Here is a 7,730-nt window from a genome sequence, read left to right as displayed (position 1 = left end):
CCCCACTAGGGCACGCACGCACGTAGGCCCCACCGATTGACGGCAGGGCCTACGTGGTGCGGTTCGGCTGTGGTTCAGTCGATCTTGGTGAGCTTGACCGGCAGGTTCATCACGAGCGAGCGGTTCCTGCCGCAGTTGCCGCTGACGCCCGTGGTCTCGTCCTCGCCGAGCCAGTTGGGCGAGTCCGCGTAGGACATGCCCTCGTCGTTGGCGCGGTAGATCCGGTACACCTGAAGCCCAGGGGACGTGCCCCCGTCCGGGCACGGGATCCAGTCGGGCACATAGTGTTTGACGTACCATAGGTTGCCCATCGTGGTGTAGATGTCTTCGGTCCAGCCCAGTGTGCTGGTGACCTTGCCCGCGCACGTGATTGCGGTCGTGCACGTGCTGGTGACTGTCCAGGTGCTTCGCACCGACGGTTGGTCCTGGTAGCGATCGTTCATCCTGGCCCACTCGCCGTTCGAGACGACGGAGAACGTGCCGTTCATGGCGTACTGCTCGTATTCGGCGCCGGCTTGGGGCGCGGTCGAAAGCACCGTCATCGCAGCGGCCATCAGCGCGGCACCCGACATCACCTTCGCTACGACCATGACCTGCTCCTCGAATACCATCATCGACGTGCCCGAACACTGCCGTGGCAATGCCATTCTTAAACAGGAGAATAACACTGCCTCCGATGGAGGGGGAGCGGTTCCGACGGTCCGCCCGGGGCATCCTCCGCCGCCCTCACCAGCGGGTTCGTGATACCGAGATCTTCTCGGATCAAGAGAATTTCACTCTCTTTTGTGGGAGAGTGGCTACCGTGCGACTCGTCGTAGCTGCCGCTGCCGCCATGGTGATCGCGGGGTTGTTCACCGCTCCACCGGTGGTGGCTGATCCGGCCGATCCTGCGCCCGCCGATGATCTGACTTCATGCAACGAACCCGCCTGCGTGCCGGGGATTCAGCCAGGGGCGGTGCTCGGCGCTCCGTGTGAGAGCACCACCTATTACGTGTTCGGGGTGACGGACTGGGGCAGGTTGGTGTTCTGCGGATCGCCGCGCCGCTACGCGCCACGCTGGTTCCGGTCCACCGAACTGCGCGGCGTCAAACTCGAGGGCAGCAACTGCTCGGGGCGCGACGGTGAAATGGCCCAGGCTCCAGACGGGTTGTTCCTGTCCTGCGACTCGCGCAACGGCGCCAGTGCCTGGACGCGCGGCGACATCTAGGCCGGGTGGCAGACGGGCGTTGATGCTCGAATGCGATCCGGCCCGGCCCTGAGGCCGAACACGTTGCTAGGCAAGAGGTTTAGGCCGCCGCCGGCGCCGCGTCGAGGTGGGCCGCTGGGTGACGGCGGCCATGGCCAAGACGAGGAATGCGCAGGAGGCGGCGATGGTGCGCGCCAGATGGGCGACCTGCCAGCGGTCGCGTACCTCGGCCCAGTCGAGCGGTGGGGCAAGCGCCGACCACATTGCTTGTTCGGTGTTGATGGGAACGCTGACGAGCACACTGACGATCAAGGCCACCGCGAGCAGGACCAAACCGGTGACCGCCAGCCAGCGCCCTGGCGCGCGCCGGACCACGGTGATGACGGCCAGCGTCGCGGTGGCCAGCAGCGCGACCGGCAGCAGGACCGTCGCGAGGTCGTCGAGGTGCGCGAGTTCGACGTGGCGAACCTCGACGTAGCCTGCGGCTGGGAGACTTCGCATGCTGGCTTCCAGGACGAGAACGGCAAGGAGAAAGCCCGCGAACAGACCGCTGAAAAGCAGGCCGACCAACAGGGCACTGCGCGCGATGACGTCGGCGGGCCGTTGAACCGGCCTGGTTGCGGTTTCTAGCGAATCTCGTTCGCGTGGTTGGGCTTCGCCTGCTGCGCTCATGACGTCCCCCGGTTTGCGGTCGGGCTCGGGTCGGCAGGTTTGGCGCTGGCCTCGCGTGCGATCATCTGCCATACCGACGGTGTGTGTTCGGTGGTCGACACGATGACCGCCTTCCCGGCCAAGGCGGGATCGTCGGCAACCACCAGCAGGTAGTGCGCCAGATCGATGCGCGCGGTGAAAGCGCCGATCGGATCGACTTGCCCGGCGTGATAGTCGGTGGGCGCTGCCAGGTCGAAGAGTCCCGACGGTCGCACGATGGTCCAGTCCAGCTCGCTCTCGCGCACGATCGTCTCCATGGAACGGATGTCCTGATAGACGGTCTTGCCGATGGTGCGGGTGATGATGGGTTCCATCAGCCGGATCAACAGCGGACTGCGGGTCCGTCGGGTGGGGTAGGCGGCCGTCGAACTGACCACCGCCAACCGGCGCACCCCCGCTTTCCGCATGCCGGCCACGATGTTGGCGGTGCCGACCGAATAGGTGTCTACGGGCTCACGGGTGAAGGACACGCCCAGGGTCGACAGCACCGCATCGGCGCCAACGATGACCTCTGCAACGGCGGCTTCGTCGCGAACGTCCGCTCCGGCGACGGTCAAACCCGCACCCGCGATGGGGAACTGGCGCTCATTGCGGGTCACCGCGACCACCTCATGCCCGGCTGCCAAGGCCTGGCTGGTGAGTAGCCGGCCGGTTTGGCCGTTGGCGCCGAAGATCACGAGCTTCATGTCAATCTCCTTTTAGTCACTGAATATGATCATCACTAGATGTGACAATCATGTCAAGTGCTATTCTGGCGACATGAGTGAGGAGCCAGCTGGCATCGCCGAATTAGACGAACGCATACCGTTCTTGCTCGCTCAACTCGGGTCGCACGTCGCCACCGACTTTCAGCGTCGGCTGGCGCCGATCGGCGCACAGCCGCGGACCTACGCGGTGCTGCTGGCACTGGCTGCCGATGATGGACAGTCGCAACGCCGGTTATCGGAACGTTTGGGCATCCATCGCAATGCGATGGTGGTAGTGATCGACAACCTGGAGCACGGGGGATTGGTCAAGCGTCAGCCCCACCCCGACGATCGGCGCGCCTTTGCCGTGACGCTCACTGCGAAGGCGCGCCGCTTGCTGCCGTCGCTTCACGAGCAGGGACGCCAACTCGAAGACGAGATTGCCGCGTCGCTGTCTGCCGAGGAGCGTGACACGCTACGACGGCTGCTGCAGCGTGTCGCAGCTGCCGCCGGGCTCATCCCCGGTGTGCATCCCGGGCTGGTTTGACCGCCAGAATCGCTTTAAAACCTTTGCAGCGAAAAGGTATACGTGCTGTTGCCGCCGGGTCCGCCGTAGCAGCTCGCGTCATACGACGAGTCGATGGTCCCTGCCAGCGTCGCAGCGTCCCACGAGTAGACGTCGTGCGATGGCAGGTTGTAACCGACGCAGCGCACCCCGTCGATGACGTCGACCGTCAGGGTGTACCTGCCGTCGGCATAGAACGCCGTGTTCTGGAACCGTTGACTCTTCAGCGGCCGCGGAATGGCGATCACGTTGAGGTTGTCGCTATGGGGCGCGAGCACCGGATCGTCGAAGTACGTGCCACATTCGGGATCGTCTTTGCAGGAGTGGCTGACCGACCACACCCACGAGTGATCGTTCCAGCGGTCGTTGAGAACCTCGTAGTTCCCGATCCGCATCTGGTCCGCCGCACTAGCGGCAGGTGCGGCCACGGTGGCCATTGCCACTAGGGCCGCACCCAGAACCGGCGCCGCTGCCCTTGCCGCTGTCGCCACGGCCATCTCCCGTCCTCGCGAATGTGCCATCGCCTGCAGCCTAACGGCCGTGGGTACCCTCGTAACGCGTTTTCCCGTGCGGACTTTGAGGTCGGGCGCCTAGGTCACGGGCGTGAACTCGATGTTGATCTCGGTGAGCCCGCGAAGAATGAAGGTGGGCTCGTAGTCGAAGCTGCGATCGCCCGCCGGGCCGTGCTTCTGCTCGTCGATGGTGATGTCCTTCATGCGGTCGAGGATGCGTTCCACGGAGACCCGGCCCTCGACGCGGGCCAGCGGGCCACCCGGGCAGGAGTGCACCCCGCGGCCGAACGCGATGTGCTCACGCACGTTCTTGCGGTCCAGGCTGAAGTCGTGCGGGTTCTCGAACCGCACGGGGTCCCGGTTCACCGCGCCGGGGCAGACCATCACGGTGGTGCCCGCAGGCACGTCGGTGTCACCGAGATGGGTGTTCTTCTTCGCCAACCGGAACTGGCTCTTCACGGGAGCGTCCATCCGCAGTGACTCCTCGACGAAGATCGGAATTCGGCTGCGGTCCTTGCGCAACGCCTCCTGGATGTCCGGCCGCTCGCCGAGCACCTTGATCGAGGCGGAGAGGAGTTTGGTGGTGGTTTCCTGACCCGCGGCGAACAGGAACGTCGCCGAGCGGACGACCTCGATGACCGGTGGCGTGGAGCCGTCGGGGTACTTCGCGGTCGCCAGCGCGGTGAGGACGTCGTCCTTGGGCTCCCTGCGGCGCTCCTCGAGGTAGGCGACGAACTTGTCGTCCAGCCACTCCAGCGGATTGCTCGCCACCAGATCGCCGTCGAGGGAGCCGACCTGGGCCCCGGGTCGAGGTGCGCCGAGGACGGCCCGGAACTCGTCGTGGTCTTCATGAGGCACCCCGAGGAGGTCGGCAATCACCAAGAGGGAGAAGGGCTTTGCATACGCGGATAGGAACTCGCACTTCCCGTCGGCGATGAAGTCGTCGAGACACTCGTCGGCAAGCCGCCACATGAAGTCCTCGTTCTCCTTCAGTCGGCTCGGGGTGAGGAGCCGGTTGAGGAGCGACCTGGCGTTGGTGTGATCGGGCGGATCCATGGTGACCATGTGCTCGAAGAGCGGCATCAGCTGGCGGTGCTCGGTGATCTGCTGGGTGATGTCGTCGCCCTCCGGCGTGAACGGCAGCGGCGGAAACGGTCCGGCCACCGCGATGCACGACGAGAACGTGTCGGTGTCCTTCAGCACGGTGTTGGCCTCGTCGTAGCCGGTGATCGCCAGCACGCCGTAGTTGGGCTCCCGCACCACCGGGCACTTGCTTCGCAGGTGATCGAAGTAGGGGTGTGGATCCGGTACCAGGGACTGATCGGTGAAGTAGTCGACGGTGTCGAAGTCGGCGGTCATCTCTTGGGGTTCCTTCCGATGCCGTCAGGCGGGAGACGAGGGGAGTACGCAGGTTCGATGCGATGGCGCAATCCGTGGGCTGAAAGTGCTGAGCACATGCTTAGCATCGCGTACTGTCGCGGTCAAGGTCACGGGGCCCGACCGCGTCTACCATTTCCCTGTTGAACGTGACCGTCTGAGAGAAGGAAGTGTGGGCATGGCATCGGACCGGAGGATCGGGGGGCCGGACGCCAAGAACCGCGGCGTACTGCTCGACGCCGCCGAGCAGTTGATGCTGGAGGACGGCTACGCCGCCGTGACGTCGCGACGGGTGGCCGACCGGGCCGGGCTGAAGCCGCAGCTGGTGCACTACTACTTCCGAACCATGGACGAGATGTTCGTCGAGGTATTCCGGCGCAGAGCGAAGCAGGGCCTCGAAGCCCTTGCCGAAGCGCTTCAGTCGGACCAACCGCTGTGGGCGCTGTGGGAGTTCGGCACCGACCCCCAGGCCACGCAACTGACCATGGAGTTCATGGGACTCGCCAACCACCGCAAGGCACTGCGCACCGAGATCGCGTTCTACGCCGAACGTTTCCGTGAACAGCAGGTCGAGGCGATGACGGCGGCGTTGCGGCGCTACGGCTACGAGGTGGCCGACGTTCCGCCGGTGGTGTGGGCGCTGTTCGCGACGAGCGTCTCCCAGGTGCTGGTACTGGAGCGGGCGCTCGGCATGTCGAAGGGGCACGCCGAGATGCTTGCGTTCTGCGAGGAGTGGCTGCGCCGCTTCGAGGGGGAGCGGGCGCCGACGGCGACCACGGCGTCCGCCTGAGCCGTGCGTTCGCATCACCAGTTGCGGATCGAGCAGAGCGCCCCCTTCGGTCCCTGATCCGTCGCCACCACCTGGCCGTCGACGGCGAGCACACAGTGGAAGTTCGGCCTCTTCGGCGAGTCCAGGCTGCTCACGGTGACCATCGCCCAGTCCGCCGGGTTGGCGAGCATGGCGTCCATGGTCCACTGCTGATTCGGTCCGAGGTCGGCCTCCACGTTGGGGCTGAACACGTACGGATTGTGGCTGTAGTCGCCGAAGTTCGGCGGGTCGGAGGCGCGGTAGTAGATCTCGGCGTTGCGGAACGGCGTCTCCGAGAAGACGGTGTACTTCACGGAGTGCAGCGGTGGTCCTGGCGGCAGGGGATCGTCGTCCGCGGCGGCCACGCCGGTACCGAGAATCAGACTCCCCGTCACGAGCAGCGGACTGAGCCCCGCCACCAGTCGTACGGGTAGCGTCCGAGGTGCCGGAAAGGTCATTTCCAGATATTAGAACGCGATTACCCTCAGTTGGCCAGAATGGCGCACAAACAGCGACGACGACGAAAGCGGGGCCCGGATGACCGACCCAGCCACCCACGACGCGTTCTACGAGCTCACCACGGCCAAGGCGCGGTACTGCTACACCCTGGATACGCGCGACTGGACGGGGTTCGGAGACCTGATGACCGACGACGTCGTCCTCGACGTCAGTGACGGGACCGGTGTACCGGTGGTGCACGGCCGCGAGGCCGCCGTCGAGATGATCCGGTCGTCGCTGACGAACGCGCGCTCGGCGCACCAGGTGCATACGCCGCTGATCGAACTGAACGGCGACGGAGCCGATGTCATCTGGGCGATGCAGGACAGGGTGATCTGGCAGAGCGGTCCCGAGCTGGCGGGCTACGGGCACTACCACGAACGCTGGGTTCGTCGCGGCGACGCGTGGAAGTTGGCATCGCTTCGGCTGACCCGGCTGATCGTCGAATTCGGGAGCAAGGCGCCATGAGCACCCCGTTCACGGAGACGGCGTCGTGACCGCACCGCTGCCCGGTCCCATTCGTCAGATCGGTTACGTCGTGCGAGATCTCGACGCTGCACTGGCCGAATGGCTCGCGCTCGGCGTAGGCCCCTGGTTCGTGGTCCGCGAGCACGTCCAGCACGTGATCTACCGGGGCGAGCCGTGCGAGGTCTCGATCTCGATCGCGCTGGCCAACTCCGGCGAGCTACAGGTCGAGTTGATCCACCAGCACGGTGACACCCCGTCGATCTTCACCGAGTTCCTCGCCGCTGGACGAGAGGGGTTCCACCAGTTGGCTTGGTGGTCAGACGACTTCGACGCGGACGTGGCAGCTGCCGAGGCGGCCGGCTGGCCCGTGGTGTGGTCGGACCCAGGCGAGTCGACGCAGGCGCCTGCCACCCGTTTCGCGTATGTGGAACCGCCTGCCGGCGGACCGGCGACCGTCTACGAGATCATGGAGCTCACGGAGCTCACCGCAGGCATGGGTGCCTTCGTGCGTGAGGAGGCCAGGAACTGGGACGGTAGCGATCCCATTCGGACCGTCGGCGGGTAGTCAGCTCACCTGGCGCGGTTCATCACCCGGTCGGCGGCGGCCCAGTGCTCGTCGGAGGCCCACAGTCGGGCGAACGCCGCGACGGCCTCATCGGCCGACGCCCCCGCCGTCACCCGCTTGATCGCGACTGCCGACGGTGTCGAGAGCTTCCTGGCAACGCTGCGCCACTCGTCCTCGAACGCCGCGCGTGGCACGACGACGTCGACAAGGCCCACTCGGTGGGCCTCGGCGGCGGTCATGATGGAGCCGGTTCCGGCGAGGAGCAGAGCCCTGCCCTTGCCGACCAGTGCGGCCAGTCGCTCGGCCCCACCCCAGGCGGGCATGATCGCCAGCGCCGCCTGGTTGAAGCCGATC

Annotated in this window: 12 protein-coding genes; 5 read left to right on the top strand and 7 right to left on the bottom strand. The window is 65.9% G+C overall.

Annotated features, from left to right (window positions below; all coding sequences use genetic code 11):
- Positions 1-74: 74 nt before the first annotated feature.
- Positions 75-590 (bottom strand): Rv2253/PknI dimerization domain-containing protein, encoded by a 516-nt coding sequence (locus tag ACRDUX_RS31935; RefSeq protein ID WP_526420038.1) that lies wholly within the window; start codon positions 588-590, stop codon positions 75-77.
- A 212-nt stretch (positions 591-802) separates the two neighbouring features.
- Here ACRDUX_RS31935 and ACRDUX_RS31930 point away from each other — a divergent pair, with 212 nt between their 5' ends.
- A complete protein-coding gene (locus ACRDUX_RS31930) occupies positions 803-1,207 on the top strand; it encodes a hypothetical protein (protein WP_526420036.1) in 405 nt (134 codons plus the stop codon).
- A gap of 66 nt (positions 1,208-1,273) precedes the next feature.
- Here ACRDUX_RS31930 and ACRDUX_RS31925 read toward each other — a convergent pair whose 3' ends face one another.
- Both ACRDUX_RS31925 and ACRDUX_RS31920 read right to left on the bottom strand, forming a co-directional pair.
- Positions 1,274-1,858 carry an anthrone oxygenase family protein gene (locus ACRDUX_RS31925; protein WP_526420034.1) on the bottom strand — a complete coding sequence of 195 codons (585 nt, stop codon included), beginning with the start codon at positions 1,856-1,858 and terminating at the stop codon, positions 1,274-1,276.
- Entirely contained in the window at positions 1,855-2,583 is a 729-nt protein-coding gene (locus ACRDUX_RS31920; protein WP_526420032.1) for an NAD(P)-dependent oxidoreductase, read from the bottom strand. Before ACRDUX_RS31920 ends, ACRDUX_RS31925 begins: the two co-directional genes overlap by 4 nt.
- A gap of 73 nt (positions 2,584-2,656) precedes the next feature.
- On the opposite strand from ACRDUX_RS31920, the gene ACRDUX_RS31915 reads away from it, so the two are divergent.
- The gene (locus tag ACRDUX_RS31915) at positions 2,657-3,130 is read left to right on the top strand and encodes a MarR family winged helix-turn-helix transcriptional regulator (RefSeq protein WP_526420031.1); all 474 of its coding nucleotides are present in this window, start codon (positions 2,657-2,659) and stop codon (positions 3,128-3,130) included.
- Between the two features lie 14 nt (positions 3,131-3,144).
- Here the strand turns inward: ACRDUX_RS31915 and ACRDUX_RS31910 are convergent, their stop codons facing one another.
- Entirely contained in the window at positions 3,145-3,669 is a 525-nt protein-coding gene (locus ACRDUX_RS31910) for a hypothetical protein (protein WP_526420030.1), read from the bottom strand.
- A gap of 69 nt (positions 3,670-3,738) precedes the next feature.
- Complete coding sequence (locus ACRDUX_RS31905; RefSeq protein WP_526420029.1) at positions 3,739-5,019, bottom strand: cytochrome P450; 1,281 nt, start codon at positions 5,017-5,019, stop codon at positions 3,739-3,741.
- 196 nt (positions 5,020-5,215) lie between these two features.
- On the opposite strand from ACRDUX_RS31905, the gene ACRDUX_RS31900 reads away from it, so the two are divergent.
- Positions 5,216-5,827: a TetR/AcrR family transcriptional regulator gene (locus tag ACRDUX_RS31900; RefSeq protein WP_526420027.1), complete on the top strand. Its 612-nt coding sequence runs from the start codon at positions 5,216-5,218 to the stop codon at positions 5,825-5,827.
- Positions 5,828-5,841: 14 nt separating this feature from the next.
- Here ACRDUX_RS31900 and ACRDUX_RS31895 read toward each other — a convergent pair whose 3' ends face one another.
- Positions 5,842-6,303, bottom strand: coding sequence for an Rv2576c family protein (locus tag ACRDUX_RS31895; protein WP_526420025.1), 462 nt, complete (start codon positions 6,301-6,303; stop codon positions 5,842-5,844).
- Positions 6,304-6,382: 79 nt separating this feature from the next.
- On the opposite strand from ACRDUX_RS31895, the gene ACRDUX_RS31890 reads away from it, so the two are divergent.
- Positions 6,383-6,811, top strand: a complete 429-nt coding sequence (locus ACRDUX_RS31890) for a nuclear transport factor 2 family protein (RefSeq protein WP_526420023.1) — start codon at positions 6,383-6,385, stop codon at positions 6,809-6,811.
- Positions 6,812-6,836: 25 nt separating this feature from the next.
- Entirely contained in the window at positions 6,837-7,376 is a 540-nt protein-coding gene (locus tag ACRDUX_RS31885; RefSeq protein ID WP_526420021.1) for a VOC family protein, read from the top strand.
- A 5-nt stretch (positions 7,377-7,381) separates the two neighbouring features.
- Here the strand turns inward: ACRDUX_RS31885 and ACRDUX_RS31880 are convergent.
- Positions 7,382-7,730 (bottom strand): enoyl-CoA hydratase/isomerase family protein (locus ACRDUX_RS31880; protein ID WP_526420019.1); only part of this gene is annotated, 349 nt, incomplete at its 5' end.

The organism is Mycobacterium sp. (assembly GCF_050701675.1).
GTDB lineage: Bacteria > Actinomycetota > Actinomycetes > Mycobacteriales > Mycobacteriaceae > Mycobacterium.
This window is presented reverse-complemented; position numbering and strand designations above follow the sequence as displayed.